The organism is Flavobacterium enshiense DK69, assembly GCF_000498495.1.
GTDB classification, from domain to species: Bacteria; Bacteroidota; Bacteroidia; order Flavobacteriales; family Flavobacteriaceae; genus Flavobacterium; species Flavobacterium enshiense.
The window spans coordinates 498,766-523,253 of the sequence record NZ_AVCS01000009.1; the positions used below are offsets into that span (position 1 = coordinate 498,766).

A 24,488-nucleotide genomic window follows, 5' to 3' on the forward strand; every position below is an offset into this window, starting at 1 on the left:
AATTAAAAAGCAATTTTTTTAAGGTTTGTGTTTTTTGATTTGACATCAGATTCGGAATAAAGATTGGTTTTGTGGATGTTTGATAGCACTTTTTTTAAGGAGTTTTTTCTTGCATTATATCGCAGCGGAAAATTATTCTTTTTCAACGATATCCACTTCAAACAAATTTGAGAAAATGTCGAAAGTTGTTTCAGCATTTTTTTTTCGGGTTGAAATCTCAATTTCGCAGCTCATTTCCATTTTCTGTGAAACGATATCGAGATTTTTTTCTTTGATGATGCGCATCACCTTGTTCATGTTTTTGTAGTCGAAGCGGATAAGGTAATGGATGTCTATGGTTTTTTCTATTATGGCTGATGTTTCTAATGCCATCTGTGCTGCCGTTTTGTATGCGGAAATTAATCCGCCAACTCCCAATTTGACTCCGCCAAAATACCGAACTATCACTACAAGTACATTGGTGACTCCAAACGACTGGATTTGTCCGTAAATTGGCATTCCGGCAGAATTGTTGGGTTCTCCGTCGTCGTTGGCGCGATATTGGATTTTGGTTGTGCCCAATTGGAATGCATAACACCAGTGTCGGGCCGAATAGTGTTGCTTTTTTAAGTCTTCGATAATGGTTTTGGCCTCTTCTTCGGAACTGATAGGATATGCATATCCGAAAAACTTACTGTTTTTTTCTTTATAAAGTACTTCTTCCGAAGCAGTGGCGAGGGTTTTGTACGAATCGGTTTCCAATGGGGATTTACCAGGTTTTATCAAACAAATCCACTACGTCTTCTTCGCCTACCTGAAGATTCCATACATGCATGCCCAGATTGGCAGCCACGTCAGTATGGTGTTTATTGTCGTCTACAAAAAGAGTTTTCTTCGGATTTAAATCGTGTCGGTTGATGATGTAATTGAAAACTTCCGGATCCGGTTTTCGTAAGCCTATTTCATATGAAAAATATACTTTTTCAAAACACTGATAGAATTCGCGGCAAAATGTCATGCCTACTTTGTGCTCAAATTTTTCGATATGTGTTTTGTCGGTGTTGCTTAACAGGAATAAGCGGTATTTTTTTGATAAACGTTGTAAAAACTCCAAGCGGTATAAGGGAAAGTCCAGTAATATGGCATTCCATGCTTCCCGTATTTCGTCAAGCTCTTTATTTGGGATATAGCGCTGAAACTCGGTAAAAAACTGAAATTCATCAATTTTTCCTTTTTCATAACGCTTGTTCAGACTGTCTAAATCTTCATTCCAACATGCTAATCCTATTTTTCGCATATGGTCAAAAGGGGCTTCCTGACTCAAATTGATAAAGACATTCCCAAAATCAAAAATAATTGTATCGATCATACATTCCTTAAAATTAAAAGTTCGTCATCCAAAACAGTTTGTTTTTTGATTAGGTTTCCTGTGAGATATGGAGCCGATATTCCTTTTTTAAAATCCACATTTCCTTTGAAAACCAGGGCTTCATCCCACAGGTTTGCATCGATAAATGTTTGTAACGTCTGTCTTCCTCCTTCCACGATTACCGATTGGATTTCATGCCTGAAAAGCACGTCAGAAATAGTGGATGCTAAAGAATTATCAAAGGTACAATTTTCGTAAAAAATATTCTCTGAATTCTTGAAATTTTGAGACTCAGTAATGATAATTGTCTTTGTTTTTTCGTCTTTTACAGAATAATCTTTCGAAATTTTTCCCGTTCTGTCCAGAACGATTCGAATCGGGTTTTCTCCACTCCAATTTCGCACATCCAGTTTCGGATTGTCATCTAAAACGGTTTGTGTTCCGACCAGAATGGCTTGTTCCTGACTTCGCCATTTGTGGACTAACTGTCTGGAATACGGATTGGTGATCCAAACGGGTTTTTTTATGTTTTCATTCTGATTCTGAATTTGTCTCGAAATTTCGTCCGGTGCAATAAATCCATCAGTCGTTTCTGCCCATTTCAGGATGATATATGGTCTCTTTTTCTGGTGAAAAGTGAAAAATCGTTTGTTGAGTTCATTGCATTCGTCTTCCAGAATACCGACTTTTACATTTCTTCCTGCTTCAATGAGTTTTTTTATTCCGTTGCCGGCTACTTTGGCAAAGGGGTCAATGGTACCAATAACCACATTCGGAATTTTATGAGCGATGATCAGATCACAGCACGGAGGTGTTTTTCCAAAATGACTGCATGGTTCAAGGCTTACATAAATAGTGGCTTTGGATAACAGCGATTTGTCTTTTACTGAATTCACGGCGTAGACTTCGGCATGAGGTTCTCCGGCTTTTCGGTGCCAGCCTTCCCCAATGATTTTTCCGCCATACACAATCACACTGCCCACCAACGGGTTCGGGTATGTAGTGCCCAAGCCGTTTTTGGCTAATTCGATGCAGCGTTTTATGTATTTTTCGTCTGTAGTCATTGTTTTGTCTGAAGTTGTGAGGAATTTCGTCGACTAATTTTAAATATCGCTTTTTTTTCGTGATCGTTTACTGTATCTTCACAGTGCAAAAATAAGCTATTTCTTAAGAATGGAAGAAGTCGTAATCAGGGAAATTCAAAGTGCTGATAATGTAACAGTTGCTAAAGTGATTCGGACGGTTTTGGAAGAATTCAACGTGCCGAAAGTAGGGACTGCCTATGCCGATCCGCAACTGGATTGTATGTTCGAAACGTATTCCGAACCTAGATCGGCTTATTACGTAGTGGAAAAAGATGGCAAGATTATCGGATGTGCCGGAATCGCGCCTTTGGCTAACGACGCTCCAAATGTTTGTGAACTGCAGAAAATGTATTTTCTTCCCGAAACCCGCGGATTGGGAATAGGAGCCAAGATGATGGAAGTCTGCTTAAACAAAGCTAAAAGTTTCGGTTTTGAACAATGCTATCTGGAAACGATGCCTTATATGACTGCCGCTCAGAAGCTTTATTTGAAATCGGGATTTAGTTATCTCGACGCTCCTATGGGTTGCACAGGGCATTCGTCTTGCCCGGTTTGGATGATTAAACAACTTTAGTTAATACTACCACTATGCGCCAAAAAATTGTATTGTTTTTTTCTTTTTTGCTTCTCGTTTCCTTTACAAATAAAGGTGAAGACAGCGATTATATTTCTAATTATTACCAGTTGGTATATGAGGCTCAAATAAAATATTTGGAAGGCAAAGATGCTGAAGCTTACAAGTTGTTGAAGCAGGCAGAAAAGAATTGCCCTTTATTGAATCAGACCACCATAAATGAGATTAAGATTCTTGCTGAATTGTCGGTGAAATTTAATAAAAAAAAGGAGGCATTTCATTATATCGAAATACTTATGAAACAATACGGGTTTACATTCGATTATTTTGCCAATGATTCTACTTTTTTACCTTTAAAAAATCGTAAGGAATGGAAGATGTTAGAGCGAGATTCTGAGAAAATACATAAAGAATATTTAGGTACCGTTAATTTAGAATTGCGACATGAATTGTTCCTAATGAAGCAGGAAGATCAGCGGGTGAGACAAAAGCCAATTGATTTTGAAGAAATGAAGAGGGTGGATGAGAAAAATGAAAAACGATTTAAAGAAATTGTTAAGCAATACGGTTATCCTACAGAAAGCGTTATTGGGAAATATAGCCTTCCAAACGAAAAGAGTCTAGATGTAGGAATATTTATTTTTCATTTTAATGATATTGAATACTGGAAACCAATTTTTCTGGATTTGATACGTAAAGGCAAAGCTCCTGCAGATATTTACGGTAATATAGTTGACAGTCATTGTCGCTCTTCCAATATTTTTGTATACGGTATTTACAGCAATGTGGACAGTACTGATATTTCCGAGTTTGATAAATTGGATGAGAGAAGAATGGCAGTGGGCTTGCGTCCATGGAAACAGGAGAAAAAACTACATGAATTGATTAAGAAAAAATATGGGTATGGGTTCTGATGGTACTATGCTTTTGAAAAACTACAAAATTGACTTTGAAAGGGAACTTTCAGCGCTCTATGATGAATATGAAATAGATAGTTTCTTCTATATCCTGTTAGAAGATTTTCATCATATGAAACGCGTGGATCTGGCTTTGAATCCGAATTTTGAATTGAGTCCCGAAATGCATCACCAATGGGAAAATGTCGTGTCGCAATTAAAGGAGCATCGTCCAATACAATACATTTTGGGTGAAACCGAATTTTTCGGGCTGCCATTTTATGTCAACGAGAATACGCTTATTCCCAGACCAGAAACGGAAGAACTGGTCGATTGGATAATTAAAGAAAATTTACAGGTTGAAAAAAACGAAGGTCTAAGGATTTTGGATATCGGAACAGGAACTGGTTGTATTGCAATATCACTGGCTAAGAATCTTCCGAATGCAAAAGTTTATGCTATCGATGTGTCTGAAAAGGCATTGGCTACAGCCCAAAGAAATGCGGAAAGAAACCAAGTGGCTATTACTTTTATCCATCAGAGTATTTTGGAAACAGATGATTTACAGCAAAAATATGATATCATTGTTTCGAATCCGCCCTACGTCAGAAATCTTGAAAAAGTGGAAATCAAGAAAAACGTTTTGGATTTCGAACCACATTCGGCATTATTCGTAGAAGATAATGACGCGTTGGTTTTTTACCGAAAAATTACCGAACTGGCCACGCAGAATTTATCCGAAAACGGACAATTGTACTTCGAAATCAACCAATATCTCGGAAAAGAAATGGTATGGTTGCTTGAAAAATACAGCTTTAAAAATATCGAACTGCGAAAAGATATTTACGATAATGACAGGATGGTGAGGGGAGTTTTTAGATAGCTGAAGGCAGAAGGCAGATTGCAGGTATCAGATACCAGAAGGTAGATATCAGATAGTAAGTGGTGATGATAGATTTTTAAAAACGGAAATTTGTAGAAAAGTTAATTGAATTTTTCGGGATTATTCATCATGTAGTTTAAAAGCCTTCCAACCTCGAGACTTTTGGATGTGAAATTGTCAAACGTTTCGGTATTTATGTAGTTGCAGGCTAAAGCGTATTCTAACCAAACCTGAGTTTCTGTATTTTCAGCATCACTGTCTGTGAGCTTCGAAATAAAATGATTAAGATATCTTCTTTTTCGAGTGGCTTCAGCAATATTTGCAGAAACACTTCGGGAGGAACGCCTGATTTGATCCGTTAATGAATATTTTTCTTCAGAAGGGAATGATTTTGCTATTTCAAAAATAGACATTACTAATTCAAACGACTTTTTATAGGCTAATAAATCCTGGAATCTCATAGTGGCGTATAATCAACGGTTATTCTAATCTTTATAAACTAAACGGTTTTCCTTTTCCGGTCCTCTGAAATCTGCCTTCTTCAATCTTTAGTCTTTAATCTGCAACCTGCCTTCTGCAATCTGAAACTACTCATAACGTAACGCTTCCACAGGATCCAATTTCGAAGCCTTAATAGCTGGATATAATCCGGAAACAATAGCTACAATGAAAGTTGTGATGAATGCTGCCATAATAGCCATCCACGGAATAACAAAGTTAAAATCGATGGCTTTGGCAATTCCGAAGCCAATTCCGATTCCCAGAATGATTCCCAGGATGCCGCCCATTTGCCCGATTACTAGTGTCTCGGTGAAAAACTGCCAGGCAATCGTACTTCTTTTGGCACCAAGCGATTTTCGAACACCAATTTCGCGGGTTCTTTCCGTAACTGAAACCAGCATAATGTTCATTAGTGCAATAGAAGAACCAAAAACGGTGATAATACCTATTACCCAGGCACTGATGCGAAGTACTTCAGTGTTGGAAAGTAAACGCTGAATCAAATCGTCGCTACGTTCCACACCAAAATTATTTTCCTGAACCGGACTCAGTTTTCTGATTTTACGCATCGCAATGGTTGCATTGTCTGATGCCATGGCTAAGCTTTCTTTTTTACTCACCATTACGTTAATATCGTAATTGATATTGGGTGCTGAAAAAAGGGAACGTGCCACCTGAATCGGAATCAAAACCCTCAAGTCCTGGTTGTTTCCAAAAGTGGAGCCTTTTTCTTTTAGTACGCCAATCACTTTAAACTTAGCTCCACGAACCGAAATCGTTTTGTCAATCGGATTCACGTCTTTAAAAAGTCCCTTTTCAAAATCAGAACCTAAAATACAGACATAATTATTATTAGAAATATCAAAACCGGTAAAATTTCTTCCTTTTGTAGCTTCCATTCCTTTGTTGGGCAGGAAATTTTGGTCGACACCCAGAACCGAAATTTCCGGATCGGTTTTTTCGGCTTCATATTTTACTTCGGCGCTTGATGTTGCCGTAAAAGAAAGGGAAGTGGTGGTAAACGGGAAAGTGTATTTGTCCTGAAAAGCTTTTGCCTGTGGATAACTGATAATCGGATTGATTTTCTGTTCCGCATTGTTTCTGTTCACTCTTTCCGAAAAATCGTATTGGTTTATGGAAAACGTATTGGCTCCCATCGAGGCAAAATCCTTCATGATGGTGTTCTCCAATGCCGAAACCACAGTCAGGATTCCCACCAAAGCGGTGATCCCAATGGCAATAATCATAACCGTTAAAATGGTACGCAAAAGCTGACTTCTAATCGCGCCTAATGCAATTCTCGTATTTTCCTTAAAAAGACCAATTCCTATCATAGTGATAATTTGTCATAAAAATAAGCTGTTTGTTACAAGTTTCCCGAAACAGATTTATGAAATTCTTCAAAAAGTAAGATATTTGCAAAGTCTTTGGAGCGAAACGGCAGTTTCTTATCCGGAAACCATGTTCCTGCTGTCCGTTGCAATCTGTCCTTGCGAGCTTGTAAAACAATCTCACAACGCCAGGATTTCTACTTCCATCAGGGCTAAAAGAGAAACTATTGGAATTGTCTGTAATCTAGAAAGCCTATCATTCTAAAATGTCTGATAATCTAATATTCTAAGATGTCTAATATTCTAAGATGTCTAATATTCTAAGATGTCTAAATAATCTAACAATCCAAGAAGTCTAATAATCTAACAATCTAAGAAGTCTTAAAAAAATGGCTCAAAAACCAAGCATACCAAAAGGAACCCGCGATTTTTCGCCTGCTGAAGTAGCGAAACGCAATTATATCTTTTCCATCATCAAATCGAATTTCGAAAAGTTCGGTTATCAGCCTATTGAAACCCCAACCTTCGAAAACTCCGAAACCTTAATGGGTAAATACGGAGAGGAAGGCGACCGGTTAATCTTCAAAATTTTAAATTCGGGAGATTATCTGGCGAAAACTAACGAGACATTTTTAACGGAGAAAAACAGTTTGAAACTGACATCGCAAATCTCGGAAAAAGCATTACGTTACGATTTGACTGTTCCTTTTGCACGTTACGTGGTACAACACCAGAACGAAATAGAATTCCCGTTCAAACGTTACCAGATCCAACCGGTTTGGAGAGCTGACCGACCTCAAAAAGGACGTTTCAGAGAATTCTATCAGTGTGATGCCGACGTGGTAGGTTCTACTTCATTATGGCAGGAAGTCGAGTTGGTACAATTGTATGACAGCGTGTTTTCGACTTTAGGATTGGAAGGCGTAACCATTAAAATCAACAACAGAAAAATCCTTTCCGGAATTGCTGAGGTGATTGGTGCTTCGGATAAGTTAATCGACTTTACGGTTGCTTTAGATAAATTAGATAAAATAGGGGAAGACGGTGTGAAAAAAGAAATGCTGGAAAAAGGTATTTCAGAAGCGGCTTTGGAAAAAGTACAACCGTTATTTAATTTCACAGGAACCATTTCTGAGAAAATTGAAAAGCTATCCGCATTGCTTTCTTCTTCGGCAGAAGGAATGAAAGGAGTAGAGGAGTTGCAGTTTATTTGTGACAACATTATGGCTTTAGGTTTGGATAAATCCGAATTGGATTTGGATGTAACCTTAGCCCGCGGGCTGAATTATTACACCGGAGCCATTTTTGAAGTGAGCGCACCAAAAGGAGTGGCAATGGGTTCTATCGGAGGCGGTGGACGTTATGATGACTTAACCGGTATCTTTGGATTGAAAAATATGAGCGGTGTCGGCATTTCCTTTGGATTAGATAGAATCTATTTGGTTCTGGAAGAATTGAATCTGTTCCCGCAAACGGTAACATCAACCTCAAAAGCTTTATTCTTAAACTTCGGACATGAGGAGGCTTTGTATTCGATGAAAGCTATTGCACAATTGCGAAAAGAAGGCATCAAAGTGGAAATGTATCCGGACAATGCCAAAATCGGAAAACAATTCCAACATGCGGATAAACGTGGAATACCATTTGCAGTGATAGTAGGCGGTGATGAAATTGCGAATAATCAATATGCGTTAAAAGATCTGGCTTCAGGCGAACAGAAAAAAGTGAGTCTGGACGAATTGAAAGAACTTCTTAAATAATAGAAAAGGCTGTCGGAAACGACAGCCTTTTTATTTAAAATTTATATCCGATTCTTGCCTGAATATCAAAAAGAACATCTTCATTATTATTGTTAACTAAATCGTCTTTTTCAAATACTTTTCTATATCCCAAACCTGTAGAAAGTTCATAGTTAAAATGCTTTCCTAAATTCCGTTTCATTCCCCAGGTTGGCATAATATGTAATTCGGGAACAATTTTGAATCCCTCGGTATTACCCACTGTAAAACTATCGGGATAATAGGTATTGCGTAACGAAATATAGTTTCCGGAATTGTCGCTGATGTCTTTTCCTTTTCGGTTCCTCTTGTTTAAATTATAATAAAAGCGGGGTTCCAAAGTGATTCCAGGGGCTAGAAATGATGCAGACTCATCGGTGCTACTGTTTTTCGCCGTATATAACACTAATCCAAGCTCCGATCTTAATGCTATTTTGTCGGAAAGTTTCAGTTCGTTGTAAATCCAGGTTCCGATAAAACCTATCTGAACGCCAAATAACGATTTTGTTACACTAACGTTTTCTGTCGTGTTTGTGTTTTCGATTTTGGTCTCATTGGTTTGGGAGAAAGAATGTAATGAAAGACTTAAAAGTAAGATTGTTGTGATTTTTTTCATTGAGGCTGTTTTTAAAGGCACAAAAATAACTTTTATTGTAGTATTTAAGCTTCTTTCATTGTTTTTTATTTACGATTTCAATTGTGAATAGAATGGTATTCCGATGAGGTAGGGAATCAAGTCAGATATGAAAAAATTTATAATCGTTCTTTCCGGTATCGCGGTGTTCACTTGTGTCTTTTTTTATTTTTATTTTTTTTTAGACACACTTTTTGTGTCTTTTTTTTAAAACATTTTTTTGACACATATGTGAAAAAACAAACAACAATCACTCGAGGAAGAATTCTTCATTTTCTTAGCACCATACAACGAAAAAAAATGATTTTTAACTACTTAATTTATCGCCTTTTCTTACATTTTGTAAATTAGTATGTTATATGCTTTATTTTAGAGCTGTTGATGTGTGAATGGTTTTGTCAAAGATGAAATTCGTGATGCCGTAAGTTTATCAGTTAGCAGAAATTAAATCATACTATATGGGCATTCAAAAACCAAACGAAGAAAGTCGGGTTACCGGTTATTTAAAAGTAGCTCCTGCTGTACTGACAACTGTAGGGGTATTAGTAGGTGCTCTGCAGTATAATAGTAATTATGAGAAAGAAATTCGTAAAAACACTTATAATACAACATTTGATATTTATCAGGAATTTACCGAAAAATGCGCTGTATTGTCCCATTATGAAAAGGATAGTGTAACTACAGAATCGTTTAATAGGGACTACAAGGATTTTGAAAAGATTTACTTCGGGAAGTTTTTATTAGTCCAGGATTCAACAGTTAGTGACCAGGCTCAAAAATATTATGACCTTGTCAATAATTTTAAACAGAAAGGTTCTCCTGTTTCCAATTCTGATCTTGAAGATGGTCTCTTAAATTTAATTTCCGCTTCGAGAAATTCTTTAAATAAAATAATAGAAAAATGAAAAGGCTATATTTTTTCTGCGCGCTGTTCTTCCTCATAGTTACTAAAGTATGTACGCTTCAGGCGCAGGAGGCAAAATTGGTAATCCTGAAGAATGGCACCCCAATAAAACAGAATGATATGTCGGTCAAGATGTCAGATGTAATTACAGTACAGATTTCAAATGAAAACCCAGCGGTAAAATATAAAATCAGCAATTTAAGTCTGGATATCAGAACCGCTAAATCGGAACAAATCAAGAACGTCCAAAAATCACCACGTTACCAGAAAAAAATTACCCTGAAAAACGACAAGTTTGAAGTCAGCCCTAAAATTAAAATTAATATTCAGAAATATGCCAACAGTGATGTAACACGATTCATCGTAAAATTAATTTTAGTTGAAGAAGAAAAAAACGGAATAAAGAAGAGTGTTGATTGGATCACGTATGGAAAAGAATATGAATTTTGGTATAAGTGACTCCTGAATTCTCTGATACCTATTTCTCCGATTTAAAAATTTCTTTAACAGCTTCTTCGTAATGCTTACTATTCCCGGCTTTCTTAATCTTTTTTAAGGTTTTTTGCGGGTTGGAAAACGATTCTGAAAAGTACTCCCAAAAGCCCAGCATTTTCATTTTGATTGGGGTTGGACCCTGCAAATAAGCATCATACTCACGGTAAATCGTTTCGTGGAATTCCTCAAAAATTTCAAATCGGTTTTCCGGGTATTCAGTCGTATTGTTTTTAATCATGCTCGGTAAAAATGGGTCGGCAATCAACCCTCGGCCAATCATGAAATGGTCAATAGATGGAAAGCGTTCCTGAAGGCTTCTGAATGCTTCCACCGAAGTGATATCGCCATTATAATACAACTTATGTTTGGAAACATCCAGGCATCTTTGAAACGAATCCAAATCGACTCCGCCTTTGTACAATTGTTTTCCGATTCGCGCGTGGATGGCGATATTTTTTATCGGAAATTGTTCCAAGATCGGAAAAACATCTAAAATTTCGGAAGGGTTTTCATAGCCCATGCGCATTTTCATCGAAACAATAATATCCGTTTCCGAATGAGCACGATCTAAAATTTCACGGATTCGTTCGGTATTACAGATCAAACCGGAACCCATTCCGGATTTGGCAACCATAGGATAGGGACAGCCCAGATTCCAGTTGAGTTCGTTGTAGCCCATTTGTTTGACGTACTTTGCCACAAACAAAAACTCTTCGGCATCGTTGGTAATAATTTGCGGAATAACCTGTAGTGTACTGTTGTTTTCCGGAAGAATATCACGTTCATAAGAACCTTTTACAACCAGTTTTCCGTTCAGTTTTATGTAAGGTGAATAAAATGTGTCAATACCTCCGAAATATTTGTGGAAAGCATTTCTGAATCGGAAATCGGTAAATCCCTGTAGGGGAGAAGATAGTAAAGTGGTATTCATTCGTTTGAAGGGAGATTTAAAATTCGCTTTCGGTTTTTGCTTTCTTTTGCCTTAACAACCAATCATACAAAGCATCTTGGTGAAACAAACGTTCCACATTTCCGTGATTCCCGCCGGGAATTACAGTGAAGGTAACATCGGCATCGGGTTTGCATTTTTTTATAGCATCTACTATTTTTTTCGATTCTGACATTCGAACGATATAATCCTTATCACCATGCTGAATCCATAGCGGAAGGGTTGCCAGTTTGCAGGCATCGTTTACATTTCCACCTCCGCAAATGGCTACGGCTGCAGTAATTTTATCGGCATGTTTCCCCGCAAAGTGTAAGGTTCCGTAAGAGCCTAAACTCATTCCGCATACATAAACGCGGGATAAATCGGTGTTATAGTTTTTCTGAACAAATTCTAAAAGCTGCAGAACCTTATCAGGATTCCAGGAACCGGAAGGTAGTTGAGGTGCCACCACGATAGCCGGAATGTTTCGTCCTTTTTCTATGGCGCGTAAAACTCCGTAACGCTTTACCCGGTTGATATTTGTTCCGGAAAGACTTTTTCCGTGAAGGAAAATCAGGACCGGTTGTTTTTCGGTTTTTTCGGCTTCGGGAACCTGAATCCAAAACGGATAATCGGTTTTTTCGACTATTGTTTTCAACTGTGCAATAGCTGTCTGTAATGTAAAAAATGTTAGAACGAATAGAAAACGTAATTTCATGGAAATAATCTTTTTGGGGCTGCAAAGGTACCTTTTTTGTTTCAAATGCTTTTTGAAACGGATGTTAAATAAAAAAGCCCCGGGGACCGAGGCTTTTGTTGTTATGGTATAATTACTTTTTTGCTGAGTGAACCATTGGAAGTTTTCAGCTTCACTATGTATGTTCCGGTGCGGATGTGCTCTACCGGAATTTTGATGTTTCGCTGATCTTCATCGGCTACGTTCCATTTTGTAATTGACTGACCAAGGATGTTATACAACTGGACAACTTCTACTCGGGCATCCTTAAAATTATTCTTGATATTCAGAATGTGGTTCGCATCGGCAAAAACCATAATCCCGTTGTTCACATTCATTTCATCAGTGCTCAAAGTTTCGGCGGTAAAGCGTAATTCGAATCGGTCCGGGTATTCACCTATAGGTAATTCGGCCACAAAATCCTCATTTTTAATATCGTGATACAATCCGGTTACGTTGTCAAACAGATAGATTTCTGTTGAAGCCGGAATGTTCTCCAATTCATCAATCTTGATTTTGGTCGTACCGGCAGTAGAAACTTTAATACCAACAGGGATTATTTGATCAATGTTGAAATTATTAAGAGCCTGGATCACAAATTTTCCTTCATTGAAATTCCAATACATATCGTCCGCATTTACGTCTATCATCGGTGCGTCATAACCCAGGTCGAAAAGGTTAGTGGCATGGGGGTCTGCACCCACCAAAAGCTGGCGTCGTAATCCGGAAGGAGCTTCAAAACTCAACCTGATTCTTTGTCGGTTATCAATATCGGAATCCACAGTCTGGTTTTCGTTTCTGATGAAAATTGAGTTTGAAGGCGATTCGGATTCGGTTTTAAAAACGCGCTGGCTGTTTTTAAAACTGATGGTTCCTCCGGTAATTAGGCCTGTAACTCCTTCCACACCACCTAGATCGGTTCTTACGAAAAATCCTTGGGCAACAGGAATGTATTGTTTCGGAATTTTTGACCCCATTGCCATATTGTTATTAATCAGAGGATCGGTTGAAGCGGCTGCAACACCTCCAGTTAAATTATAGACTGCATACCCTCCAACATATTCTGCTAAATAATGAGTTGTTGCACCAAAATGATCCCAGAAGTATAAGGCTCCGTTAAATACATTAGAAGTGGCTCGTCCTCCGTCTAAAATATTGTCTTTTATAAATTCATCGGCATCCAAAGCTGATGGATAAGGATTCCCAACCAGATAAAGCTGATTTGGTGCAATGTTGAGGTTGATATTTCCGTTGTTAGGTTTTCCGACAAAAGTATAATTTTGGGAATTAATATTTGGTCCTGAGCCTGTCACGCCTTTCATCGTGAATCCTTCACCAATCTTAACGCTTCCAGTACTGCCTATTGCCTGCCAAGACCAGTAACTTGTACTGATCTGGGTATATTTGTATAGCCATCGAGTACTTATTTTGATCGGACTTGAAAGAGGGCCGTCAGCAAAGTTAGCTCCAGCGCCAAATGTTATTAGATCCTTGTTGAATGGGTTGGCAGCAGCATTGGTTCCGTCTTTTAATACACTCCCAATGGTATAGCTTAGGTTATTGTTGCTAACCGGTGATGACCAGTAATTATAGTGGTAACTGCTTTTTGTTCCTTGTTGATCACGTAAAAGGACACCTGTTCCGCCGATTGGATTGGCCGATGTTCCGTTTTGAACCAATTCTGCTTCGCCTGTTAATCGTAAATCTCCGCTGGTTAAAACAAGGTTGTTGACAACAGTTAATGCAAATGCATCGGCAACATTTATTCCCTTCGCCCCGTTAGTACAGTTCAAAGTTAAATTGTAGAAAGACTCGTTTAGTTTGATACCGGAATTAATTAATTGCACCTGATTTGCAGTATCCCCGTTGAATGTTACGGTTCCGCTTCCAGGGATGAAACTTCCGCTATTTCTCCAATCTCTTTTAACATGTAAATCGGAATTGGCGGCCATCGTAATCGAAGCGTTTGTAGCGATTATTACATCTCTGGCAACTGCAATAGGACCGTTTGTAGCAGCAAAAGGACTTAGCGGGTCGATGACAGGCATTATTGCTGCTCCAGTCGGAATTTGTGCATCTATAGTGGCACTTGGTAATCCGCAAGTCCAGTTTAGAGTGTCAAACCAATCGGTACTGACTAAGCCGGTCCATAGTCCCGCGGTTCCACTTAAAACAGTAACCGTTGCAGAACCTGCGATATCAGTTGCAATGGCAGTACATATTGAGTCTTTCAGATATGTAATAGTATATGTTTCAGTATTGGTCATATCTGCAACAGTAAAAACATAAGGACTTATTAAAATATCGTTTACTGTTGTTGAGGTTGTTCCGTTAAAATATTTTAATTCCCAGGGACCGCTTCCGGTTAATGCAATGCTGAACGTAGCCGTTCCCCCATTACACACGGTCTGATTCTGGTTGATTACTGCTGTCGGTCTCGGATTTACCGTAACCGTAACATAAGCGATTCCCTCTGTTCCAAAACTGTTACAGCCATTCAATGATGAAGTCACGGCATAAGTCGTAGTTACTGATGGGGTAACGGTCACAGTGTTGCCACTGCCAATTACAACACCTGTCGCAGCATTTTTCCATTGCGTATTTAAGTTAGTAGGAACGTCAGGAATAGCAATGTTGTCTATAGCCCAGGAGCTGGCGGTATTTAAGCCATGGTAATAAAAACGAATTTTCAGATTTCCTTGCCCTAAATAAGCATTTAAGTCTACAGCCGTATCATTAGCCGGAGCAGTAAAGGGGTTAGTTGGAGAAAGGGTTCCGGTATAGGTTTGTATAGTGGTGTATGTGCTTCCGCCATCGACTGAAATTTGTATTTCTCCTCTGGCACCGGCTAAAAAATTATAAGCATGTTTAAAGGTGAGAGTAGCGTTTGTTAAACCGAAAGTGTTGAAAATCGGAGTATACATATAGGAGGTTATTCCTTCTCCATGCGCTATGGCAAATTTTCCGATTGAAGTATAATCGACTCCGGAATAGGTGTTTCCATTTGACGAGCTTAGTTGCCATGGTCCCGGGACGTCATTGCTTCCTCCGGAAATTAAACAATCTGCACAACCATCAACATACCATCCCGATGGAATCGGACTATCGAAAGTTCCTCCGGTCGCAAGCCCCATGCTTGTGGCATATCCACTCGTTGAGGATAGCTCAGAACTTTCGCCGGCGCATATTGTGGAGGCGGAAGCGGTTACAGGAGACGGTTTAATATTTGGTAAGACGGAAATTACACAACTGTTAGAAATAACGGAAGAACAGCCTCCGTTTTGTATTACTGCTCTGAAAATTGTACTTTGAGTAATACCGGAATAAGTAAGGGTGTTGTCCGTGTTTGCAATATCAACCCATGAAGTTCCTGTGGTTACTGAAGACTGCCATTTTATTATATTTCCAACATGTCCGGACAAATAAAGTGTTCCTGAAGCAGTAAAGCATTCCGTTACTGAACTAATTATACTTGAATTTGATAAAGATACGGATCCTCCAACAGGATCGGGGACAATAATTACGGTCGTAGTTACGGGTACGGCTGCACAACCGCCACTTGTTGGTATGGTATAAGTAACGGTATAGGTTCCTACGGTACTGGTACTTGGTGTAATTGTTCCCGCTAACGCATCAATGGTTAATCCTGCTGGTGTAACAGAATAGGTTCCACCATTATATGCCCCGGTTCCAATTAATGTCACATTTTTAGATCCAAGAGATTTACAAAATGGAGTTCCCGGATAGCTTATGGTTGCGATTGGTATGTCGGTGATGGTAATACTCGTGGTTACGAGTATGGCAATACAATCATTACTTGCCGGTATGGTATAAGTAACGGTATAGGTTCCTGCGATACTGCTGCTCGGTGTAATGTCCCCTGTCGATGCATTAATGGATAATCCCGCCGGCGCAGAGTATGTGCCTCCGGTATAGGCTCCTGTTCCATTTAGGGTTGTGCTTTGGGTACCTGCTATGGATTTACAGAACGGAGTTCCTGCATAACTTATTGTTGCTGTTGGTGCAGTGGTAATGGTAACACCTGTGGTCACAGATACGGCTGCACAACCGCCACTCGCCGGTACTACATAAGTAATGTTGTATGTTCCTGGGGTACTGGTACTTGGTGTAATTGCTCCCGTGGATGGATTAATCGTTAACCCAGCGCGTGTAGCAGAATAAGTTCCTCCGGTATATGCTCCAGTTCCGCTTAAAGTAACATTTTGCCCTGTTGTAACAGCTGTACATAGTGGAATTCCCGCATAACTTATTACAGCTGTCGGTAAAGCAGTGATGGTAACATTTGTGGTTACGGGTATGGCTGCACAACCACCATTGGCTGGTATGGTATAGGTGACGGTATAGGTTCCTGCGGTGCTGGCGCTTGGTGTAATGTCACCGGTTGCAGCATCGATAGATAAACCAGCAGGAGATGAGGAAAAACTTCCTCCAGTGTATGCATCTGTTCCGTTTAGGGTTGCGCTTTGTGTACCTGTTATGGAGGTACAGAAGGGTGTTCCCGCATAATTTATCGTAGCTGTTGGTGATTTGGTGATGGTAACACTTGTGGTTACAGATACGGCTGCACAACCTGCACTTGCCGGTGTGGTATAAGTAATGGAATATGTCCCTGCTGCACTGGTACTTGGTGTAATTACTCCTGAAGTTGGACTAATAGTCAACCCCGACGGTGCAGCAGCAAAGGTTCCACCTGTATATGCAGCGGTTCCGCTTAAAGAAACATTTTGTCCTGTTGTAACAGATGTACAAAACGGAGTTCCTGCATAACTTATTGCAGCTGTCGGTAGAGCGGTAATGGTAACATCTGTGGTTACATTTTTTCCGGCACAACCACCGCTGGCAGGTATGGCATAGGTAACGGTATATGTTCCTGCGGTACTGCTACTGGGGGCAATGGCTCCAGTCACTGAATTAATTGATAATCCTTGCGGCGCAGAGAATGTTCCTCCGGTATAGGCTGCTGTCCCAGTTAAGATTACGTTTTGTTCTGTTGTAACAGATGTACAAAACGGAGTTCCTGGATAGCTGATAGTAGCGGTTGGTTTTGCAGTAATGGTTACACTTGTGGTTGCAGCTATAGGGGGGCAAACGCCACGAGCAGGAATGGTATAAGTTACGGTATAGGTTCCGGGATTGGTGCTTCCACCTGTATTAATACGGCCGGTATCCGGATCAATTATTAATCCGGCAGGAGAAGCCGAGAACGTGCCGTTTGCATAGTCTAGTGTACCGATTAAGTTTATGTCATAATTTCCGCTCTTTTCGCAAAACGCACTTGAGGCATAACTGATTGATGCGGTTGCTGATGATGCTATGGTAACATTTGTTGTTGCAGATACCGCAGCACAGCCACCACTGGCCGGAATGGCATAGGTTACGATATACATACCTTCAATGCTACTGCCAGGCGTGATAGCTCCCGTTGAAGCATTAATGCTTAGTCCGGCGGGAGCAGTAAAGGTTCCGCCTGTATAAGTTCCTGTTCCGCTCAAAGTTACGGTTTGGACACCTTCTGAAGTACAAAAAGGAGTTCCTACATAACTTATTGTGGCTGTACAGCCTTGTCCGAAACAAAAGATTGAAATAAAGAGCAATAAAAACAGATAAAAGTAATTTTTTATCATACCGGATTCTTTTAATTAAACAAATAAGGTTTTCATTATTTGATTAATTCAAAAAAACTTTTGATAGAGTAGGTTAGGCAAAGACTCATGCTATGAATTATGGGTGTTAATTCATATGGAAACCATTCCTTTTAAGAAGGATCGTTAAATAAAGTTTAATGGGTTCTGAGAGTGGTTTTACCTTAGATCGAATTTGTTTTTGAATTAAGATATTTAAAACTAAATATTTAGGAGATAAGTTCATAATGATGTGTAAGGGTTTTCGATGAATTGCTTTAACATTAGATGAACTGTTCTTATTCTTTGAAATGTGATATTTTAGATTTAGGATTTCCTGTTGGGATGCTACTTTTTTTGTAGAATTTGAAGTATTTAGTTGAAAAAGCCTCGATTTTTCGAGGCTTTTGCTTTTATCGGATAATCACTTTTTTGCTGAGTGAACCATTGGAAGTTTTCAGCTTCACTATGTATGTTCCGGTGCGGATGTGCTCTACCGGAATTTTGATGTTTCGCTGATCTTCATCGGCTACGTTCCATTTTGTAATTGACTGACCAAGGATGTTATACAACTGGACAGCTTCTACTCGGGCATCCTTAAAATTATTCTTGATATTCAGAATGTGGTTTGCATCGGCAAAAACCATAATCCCGTTGTTTACGTTCATTTCATCAGTACTCAGAGTTTCGGCGGTAAAGCGTAATGCGAATCGGTCCGGGTATTCTCCTATAGGGAATTCGGCCACAAAATCCTCATTTTTAATATCGTGATACAATCCAGTTACGCTGTCAAACAGATAGATTTCTGTTGAAGCCGGAATGTTCTCCAATTCATCAATCTTGATTTTGGTCGTACCGACAGTAGAAATTTTAATTCCAACAGGGATTATTTGATCAATGTCGAAATTATTTACAGCCTGGATCACAAATTTTCCGTCACTGAAATTCCAATACATGTCATCGTTGTTTACATCTATCATCGGTGCGTCATAACCCAGGTCGAAAAGGTTAGAGGCCTGTGCGTCTGCACCCACCAAAAGCTGGCGTCGTAATCCGGAAGGAGCTTCAAAACTCAGTCTGATTCTTTGTCGGTTATCAATATCGGAATCCACAGTCTGGTTTCCGTTTCTGATGAAAATGGAGTTAGCGGCCGATTCGGATTCGGTTTTAAATGCGCGTTGGCTGTTTTTAAAACTGATGGTTCCTCCGGTAATTTGACCTGTAACTCCGCCCACACCACTTAGGTCGGTTCTAACGAAGAATCCTTGGGCAACAGGAATGAATTGTTTTGGGATTTTTGACCCCGTTGCCATATTGTTATTAATGAGAGGATCGGTTGAAACGGCAGCAACACCCCCCGTTAAATTATAGACTGCATATCCTCCAACATATTCTGCTAAATAATGAGTTGTTGAACCAAAATGATCCCAGAAATATAAGGCGCCATTAAATACATTGGTAGTGGCTCTACCGTTGTCCAGTATGTTGTCCAATATGAATTCATTGGCATCCAAAGCAGACGGATAAGGATTCCCAACCAGATACAGCTGATTTGGTGCAATGTTGAGGTTGATATTTCCGTTGTTTGGTTTTCCGACAAAAGTATAATTTTGGGTATTAATATTTGGTCCTGATCCTGTCACCCCTTTCATAGTAAATCCCTCACCAACCTTAACGCTTCCTGTACTGCCAATAGCCTGCCAGGACCAGTAACTTGTACTGATCTGGGTATATTTGTATAGCCATCGAGTACTTATTTTAATCGGACTTGTAAGAGGGCCGTCGGCAAAGTAAGCTCCAGCGCCAAATGTTATCAGATCCTTGTTGAATGGGTTGGAAGCAGCATTGGTCCCGTCTTTTAATACACTTCCAATTGTATAGTTTAGATTGTTGTTGCTAACCGGCGATGACCAGTAATTGTAGTGGTAACTGCTTTTTGTTCCTTGTTGATCACGTAAAAGGACACCTGTTCCGCCGATTGGATTGGCCGATGTTCCGTTTTGAACCAATTGCGCTTCGCCAGTTAATCGTAAATCTCCGCTGGTTAAAACAAGATCGTTGGAAACAGTTAATGCAAATGCATCGGCAATATTTATTCCTTTTGCCCCGTTTGTGCAGTTCAATGTTAAATTGTAGAAAGACTCGTTTAGTTTGATACCGGAATTAATTAATTGCACCTGATTTGCGGTATCCCCGTTGAATGTTACGGTTCCGCTTCCGGGGATGAAACTTCCACTGTTTTTCCAGTCTCTTTTCACCTCCAGATCAGAATTTGCATTCATTGTGATTGATGCATTGGTGTTAATGATTACATCTCTGGCGGAGGCAATAAAGCTATAAGCTGAGGCATATTGACTTTGTCGATCAATTACCGGCATTCTGATGGCTCCTGTCGGAATTACCGCGTCGATGGTGGCACTTGGCAATCCGCCGGCCCAGTTTTTACAGTCAAACCAATCGGTACTGACTAATCCGGTCCATAGTCCTGGAGTTCCGTTTAGAACGGTCACCGTTGCTGATCCAGTCATATCTGATGCCTGTGCAGTACATTTCGAGTCGCTAAGTGCTGTAATTGTGTAGGTACTCGTCGTAGTATTGTTTGGAATTGTAATTGTATATGGATTTTCGGTTATGTTATTTACTGATGCTGTAGCTGAACTGTTGCTATAGGCTATGTTCCATGGCCCTGTTCCAGTAAAGTTTACTGTAAGATTTGCTGAATCTCCATAACAAATAGTTTGATCTGTGCCTAAAACGGCAGTCGGTCTTTCATTAACGGTAACTGTTGCAGAGCCGGTGATGTCGGACGGCTTGGCAATACATGTCGAGTTGCTAAGAGCTGTAATTGTGTAAGTACTCGTTGCAGTAATGTTTGGAACTGTAATTGTATATGGATTTGCAGTTATGTTATTTACAGTTGTTGTAGCTGAACCATTGCTATAGGTTATGTTCCATGGTCCTGTTCCGGTAAAGTTTACAGAAAGATTTGCGGAATCTCCATAACAAGCAGTTTGACCTGTTTGATTTAGGCCTAAAACAGCAGTAGGTATTTCATTAACTATAACTGTAGTTGTTATTGGAATTCCGTTGCAACCATTCGCAGTAGGGGTAATGGTGAAGGTCACCGTTACGGGCGCATTGGTTGTATTGGTCAGCGTTCCGCTGATGTCACCCGTACCGCTTGCTGCAATTCCGGTTACGGCTACTGTATTGTCTCTGGTCCAGTTAAATGTAGTGGAAGCCACGCTGCCTGACAAGGCCATTGCAGTTATTTCCGTTCCGGAACAAATAGTTTGGTTGCTATTTGTCGCCGCCACATTAGGTGTTGGATTTACCAGAACTGTTGTTGTTATTGGTGTTCCGTTACAATTGTTCGCCTTAGGAGTTATTGTAAAAGCCACCGTAACGGGCGCATTGGTTGTATTGGTCAGCGTTCCGCTGATGTCACCCGTTCCGCTTGCTGCGATTCCTGTTACGGCTGCAGCATTGTCTCTGGTCCAGTTAAAAGCGGTTGAAGCTACACTGCCGGATAAAGCCATTGCAGTTATCGAAGTTCCCGAGCAAATGGTTTGGGCTGAATTTGTCGCCACCGCATTTGGAGTGGGGTTTACCAGAACTGTTGTTGTTATTGAAGCTCCTGTACAACTGTTAGCAGTCGGAGTGATAGTGAAAGTCACCGCTACCGGAGCATTGGTTGTATTGGTCAGCGTTCCGCTAATGTTTCCGGATCCGCTTGCTGCGATTCCGCTTACGGCTATGGTATTGTCTCTGGTCCAGTTAAAAGTGGTTGACGCTACGCTTCCGGATAAGGCCATTGTTGTTATTGGAGTTCCTGAACAAATGGTTTGCGAACTAGGAATTGCCACCACATTTGGTATTGGATTTACCCGAACCTTTGTTGTTATTTGGGTTCCGCTACAGCCATTCGCCGTAGGGGTAATGGTGAAGGTCACTGTTACCGGAGCACTGGTTGTATTGGTCAGCGTTCCGCTAATGTTTCCGGATCCGCTTGCTGCGATTCCGGTTACGGCTACGGCATTGTCTCTGGTCCAGTTAAAAGTGGAGGAAGCTACGTTCCCTGACAAGGCCACTGCAGTTATTGCTGTTCCGGAACAAATGGTTTGGTTGCTAATTGTAGCCACCGCATTTGGTTTTGGATTTACTAGGACTGTCGTTGTTATTGGAGTTCCGGTGCAACCATTGGCTTTAGGAGTAATAGTGAAAGTCACCGTTTTTGGGGTATTGGTTGTATTAGTCAGCGTACCGATAATGTTTCCGGTTCCACTGTTCGAGATGCCGGTTACGGCTGTTGTATTGTCTCTGGTCCAGTTAAAAGTAGTTGAAGCCACATTGCTTGACAAAACCATTGTTGTAATTGCAGTTCCTGAACATATGGTTTGCGAACTAGGAGTTGCCACCGCATTTGGTGTTGGTTTTACAACTACTGTAATATATTCTGTTCCGTCGGTTCCAAAACTATTGCAGCCATTTAAATAAGAGGTAATCGCGTAGGTTGTGGTTTGTGTTGGCGAAACAGTCATTGTCATGCTGGTGCTGACTACTTGTCCGGTCGCGGCATCTACCCATTGTGTGCTTAAGTTAGTAGGAGCGTCGGGAATAGCAATGTCATCTATAGCCCAAGAACTGCCAGTTGGATTTCCCGGAACAGTATCTATACCATAGTAATAAAAACGAATTTTCAGATTCCCTTGGCCTAAATAAGCATTTAAGTCGATCGTCACAGAATTGGCAGCAGCCGTAAAAGGGTCGGTCGGAGTAAGGGTTCCCGTGTAAGTTTGTATAGTGGTGTAAGTGCTTCCCCCATTTACTGAAAGTTGTATTTCTCCTTTGGCACCGGCTAAAAAATTATAGGCATGTTTAAAGGTGAGGGTAGCGTTTGTTAAACCAAAAGTGTTGAAAACCGGAGTAGACATATAGGAAGTTATTCCTTCCCCATGAGCTATGGCAAATTTTCCGTTTGACGTATAATCGACTCCGGAATACCTTTTTCCATTTGTCGAGCTTAGTTGAAATGGTCCCTCGTCGTCATTACTTCCTCCAGAACTTAAACAATTGTTGCAGTTTTCAACTTCCCATCCCGTTGGATTTGAATTGCTGAAAGAACCTCCAGTCGCCAATTGACTGCTTGTGGCATAGGAGCTCGATGAAGATAAGACCGAAGAATCTCCTTCACAAATTGTTGAAGGTGTAGCGATTACAGGTGATGGTTTTAAGTTTGGAATAACATTAATCATACTAAAAGTAGAGTATGCTAGTAAACAATTTGGTTCGTTTTTGATTACTGCCCTAAACATACTTGTTTGTGTCAAACCGTTGTAATTGTATGCAGCGGTAGTTGCTGTGTTTGCAATAGGTGTCCATGTATTACCTGCATCAGTGGAGCTTTCCCAACGAACAACATTCCCTATATGACCGCTTAGGTATAAGGTTCCTGTAGCCGTATGACATTCTGTTTTTGTTCTTACAACAGGTGTTATGTTTGGTTGTGAAATTGTTACCGCCCCGCCTTTTGTTGCTGGTTGTACCAAAACGGTCGCTGTTATTGAAGCTCCTGTACAACTATTAGCAGTTGGAGTGATAGTGAAAGTAACGGTAACGGGTGCTGAGGTTGTGTTGGTCAGTGTGCCGCTGATGTCACCGGATCCACTTGGTGCGATTCCTGTTGCCGCTACATTATTATCGCGTGTCCAAGAGTATGTTGCTCCGGCTACGGCACTTGAAAGCACTATAGGAGCAATACTATTGGTTGAGCAGATGGTTTGGTTGCTATTGGTTGCGATAGCATTAGGGATAGGATTCAGCCTAACTGTTGTTGTTATTGGAGTTCCGCTGCATCCGTTGGCTGTAGGAGTGATGGTAAAAGTAACTGTAACGGGAGCACTAGTTGCATTGGTCAGTGTTCCGCTGATGTCACCCGTTCCGTTTGCTGCAATTCCTGTTACAGATCCGTCATTGTCTCTAGTCCAATTAAATGTAGTGGAAGCTACGTTTCCTGATAAGGCCATTGCAGTTATTGACGTTCCCGAACAAATGGTTTGGGACGCGTTTGCAGCCACCGCATTTGGAGTAGGGTTTACCAATACTGTTGTTGTTATTTGGGTTCCGTTGCATCCGTTGGCAGTAGGGGTTATGGTAAAAGTAACCAAAACGGGAGCATTGGTTGTATTGGTCAGTGTTCCGCTGATGTCACCGGATCCGCTTGCTGCAATTCCTGTTACAGATCCGTCATTGTCTCTGGTCCAGTTGAATGTAGTGGAAGCTACGTTTCCTGATAGGGCCATTACAGTTATTGCTGTCCCGGAACAAATGGTTTGGGATGCGTTTGCAGCCACCGCATTTGGAGTAGGGTTTACCAATACTGTTGTTGTTATTTGGGTTCCGTTGCATCCGTTGGCAGTAGGGGTTATGGTAAAAGTAACCAAAACGGGAGCATTGGTTGTATTGGTCAGTGTTCCGCTGATGTCACTGGATCCGCTTGCTGCAATTCCTGTTACAGATCCGTCATTGTCTCTGGTCCAGTTGAATGTAGTGGAAGCTACGTTTCCTGATAGGGCCATTGCAGTTATTGCTGTCCCGGAACAAATGGTTTGGTTGTTATTGGTCGCCACTGCATTTGGAGTAGGGTTTACCAATACTGTTGTTGTTATTTGGGTTCCGTTGCATCCGTTGGCAGTAGGGGTTATGGTAAAAGTAACTGTAACGGGAGCACTAGTTGTATTGGTCAGTGTTCCG

The 24,488-nt window shown here is 40.4% G+C and carries 16 protein-coding genes and 1 pseudogene; 6 read left to right on the plus strand and 11 right to left on the minus strand.

The features are described 5' to 3' along the window. Positions 1 to 132: 132 nt before the first annotated feature. From FEDK69T_RS08100 to ribD, 3 genes are read right to left on the minus strand one after another with little or no spacing between them, the layout of a single operon-like run. Positions 133 to 741 (minus strand): IMPACT family protein, encoded by a 609-nt coding sequence (locus FEDK69T_RS08100; protein ID WP_023573665.1) that lies wholly within the window; start codon positions 739 to 741, stop codon positions 133 to 135. Between the two features lie 7 nt (positions 742 to 748). Continuing rightward, on the minus strand, positions 749 to 1,348 hold the full coding sequence (locus FEDK69T_RS08105; protein WP_035629967.1) for an HAD family hydrolase: 600 nt from the start codon (positions 1,346 to 1,348) through the stop codon (positions 749 to 751). After that, entirely contained in the window at positions 1,345 to 2,412 is a 1,068-nt protein-coding gene (gene ribD, locus FEDK69T_RS08110) for a bifunctional diaminohydroxyphosphoribosylaminopyrimidine deaminase/5-amino-6-(5-phosphoribosylamino)uracil reductase RibD (RefSeq protein WP_023573667.1), read from the minus strand. The genes FEDK69T_RS08105 and ribD overlap by 4 nt, the downstream gene beginning before the upstream one ends. 109 nt (positions 2,413 to 2,521) lie before the next feature. On the opposite strand from ribD, the gene FEDK69T_RS08115 reads away from it, so the two are divergent. The 3 genes from FEDK69T_RS08115 to prmC are packed head-to-tail and all read left to right on the plus strand — an operon-like array spanning position 2,522 to position 4,786. After that, positions 2,522 to 3,007, plus strand: a complete 486-nt coding sequence (locus FEDK69T_RS08115) for a GNAT family N-acetyltransferase (protein ID WP_023573668.1) — start codon at positions 2,522 to 2,524, stop codon at positions 3,005 to 3,007. A gap of 14 nt (positions 3,008 to 3,021) precedes the next feature. Continuing rightward, complete coding sequence (locus tag FEDK69T_RS08120; RefSeq protein WP_035629965.1) at positions 3,022 to 3,921, plus strand: hypothetical protein; 900 nt, start codon at positions 3,022 to 3,024, stop codon at positions 3,919 to 3,921. Positions 3,922 to 3,928: 7 nt separating this feature from the next. Next, the gene (gene prmC, locus FEDK69T_RS08125; RefSeq protein ID WP_035630112.1) at positions 3,929 to 4,786 is read left to right on the plus strand and encodes a peptide chain release factor N(5)-glutamine methyltransferase; all 858 of its coding nucleotides are present in this window, start codon (positions 3,929 to 3,931) and stop codon (positions 4,784 to 4,786) included. A 101-nt stretch (positions 4,787 to 4,887) separates the two neighbouring features. On the opposite strand, the gene FEDK69T_RS08130 is transcribed toward prmC, so the two are convergent. Together FEDK69T_RS08130 and FEDK69T_RS08135 are read right to left on the minus strand one after the other, a co-directional pair. Continuing rightward, positions 4,888 to 5,247 (minus strand): four helix bundle protein, encoded by a 360-nt coding sequence (locus FEDK69T_RS08130; RefSeq protein WP_035629964.1) that lies wholly within the window; start codon positions 5,245 to 5,247, stop codon positions 4,888 to 4,890. A 126-nt stretch (positions 5,248 to 5,373) separates the two neighbouring features. After that, positions 5,374 to 6,621, minus strand: a complete 1,248-nt coding sequence (locus FEDK69T_RS08135; protein ID WP_023573671.1) for an ABC transporter permease — start codon at positions 6,619 to 6,621, stop codon at positions 5,374 to 5,376. A 386-nt stretch (positions 6,622 to 7,007) separates the two neighbouring features. Between FEDK69T_RS08135 and hisS the strand changes: the two genes are divergently transcribed. Continuing rightward, a complete protein-coding gene (gene hisS, locus FEDK69T_RS08145) occupies positions 7,008 to 8,378 on the plus strand; it encodes a histidine--tRNA ligase (RefSeq protein WP_023573673.1) in 1,371 nt (456 codons plus the stop codon). A gap of 34 nt (positions 8,379 to 8,412) precedes the next feature. Here the strand turns inward: hisS and FEDK69T_RS08150 are convergent, their stop codons facing one another. Then, a complete protein-coding gene (locus FEDK69T_RS08150; RefSeq protein WP_023573674.1) occupies positions 8,413 to 9,012 on the minus strand; it encodes a hypothetical protein in 600 nt (199 codons plus the stop codon). A 476-nt stretch (positions 9,013 to 9,488) separates the two neighbouring features. Here FEDK69T_RS08150 and FEDK69T_RS08155 point away from each other — a divergent pair, with 476 nt between their 5' ends. Continuing rightward, positions 9,489 to 9,935 (plus strand): hypothetical protein, encoded by a 447-nt coding sequence (locus tag FEDK69T_RS08155; RefSeq protein WP_023573675.1) that lies wholly within the window; start codon positions 9,489 to 9,491, stop codon positions 9,933 to 9,935. Then, positions 9,932 to 10,393 (plus strand): hypothetical protein, encoded by a 462-nt coding sequence (locus FEDK69T_RS08160; RefSeq protein ID WP_035629960.1) that lies wholly within the window; start codon positions 9,932 to 9,934, stop codon positions 10,391 to 10,393. Before FEDK69T_RS08155 ends, FEDK69T_RS08160 begins: the two co-directional genes overlap by 4 nt. A gap of 19 nt (positions 10,394 to 10,412) precedes the next feature. On the opposite strand, the gene FEDK69T_RS08165 is transcribed toward FEDK69T_RS08160, so the two are convergent. The 5 genes and pseudogenes from FEDK69T_RS08165 to FEDK69T_RS16195 all read right to left on the minus strand — a co-directional run. Then, positions 10,413 to 11,360 (minus strand): tRNA dihydrouridine synthase, encoded by a 948-nt coding sequence (locus FEDK69T_RS08165; RefSeq protein ID WP_023573677.1) that lies wholly within the window; start codon positions 11,358 to 11,360, stop codon positions 10,413 to 10,415. A 16-nt stretch (positions 11,361 to 11,376) separates the two neighbouring features. Further along, positions 11,377 to 12,075 (minus strand): carboxylesterase family protein, encoded by a 699-nt coding sequence (locus FEDK69T_RS08170; RefSeq protein WP_023573678.1) that lies wholly within the window; start codon positions 12,073 to 12,075, stop codon positions 11,377 to 11,379. Positions 12,076 to 12,176: 101 nt separating this feature from the next. Continuing rightward, on the minus strand, positions 12,177 to 17,738 hold the full coding sequence (locus FEDK69T_RS15445) for a T9SS type A sorting domain-containing protein (protein ID WP_023573679.1): 5,562 nt from the start codon (positions 17,736 to 17,738) through the stop codon (positions 12,177 to 12,179). Positions 17,739 to 18,148: 410 nt separating this feature from the next. Next, complete coding sequence (locus FEDK69T_RS15450; RefSeq protein WP_211234592.1) at positions 18,149 to 23,761, minus strand: PKD-like domain-containing protein; 5,613 nt, start codon at positions 23,759 to 23,761, stop codon at positions 18,149 to 18,151. Between the two features lie 117 nt (positions 23,762 to 23,878). Next, a pseudogene (locus FEDK69T_RS16195) lies at positions 23,879 to 24,481 on the minus strand (PKD-like domain-containing protein); the annotation flags it as partial. Between the last annotated feature and the right edge of the window lie 7 nt (positions 24,482 to 24,488).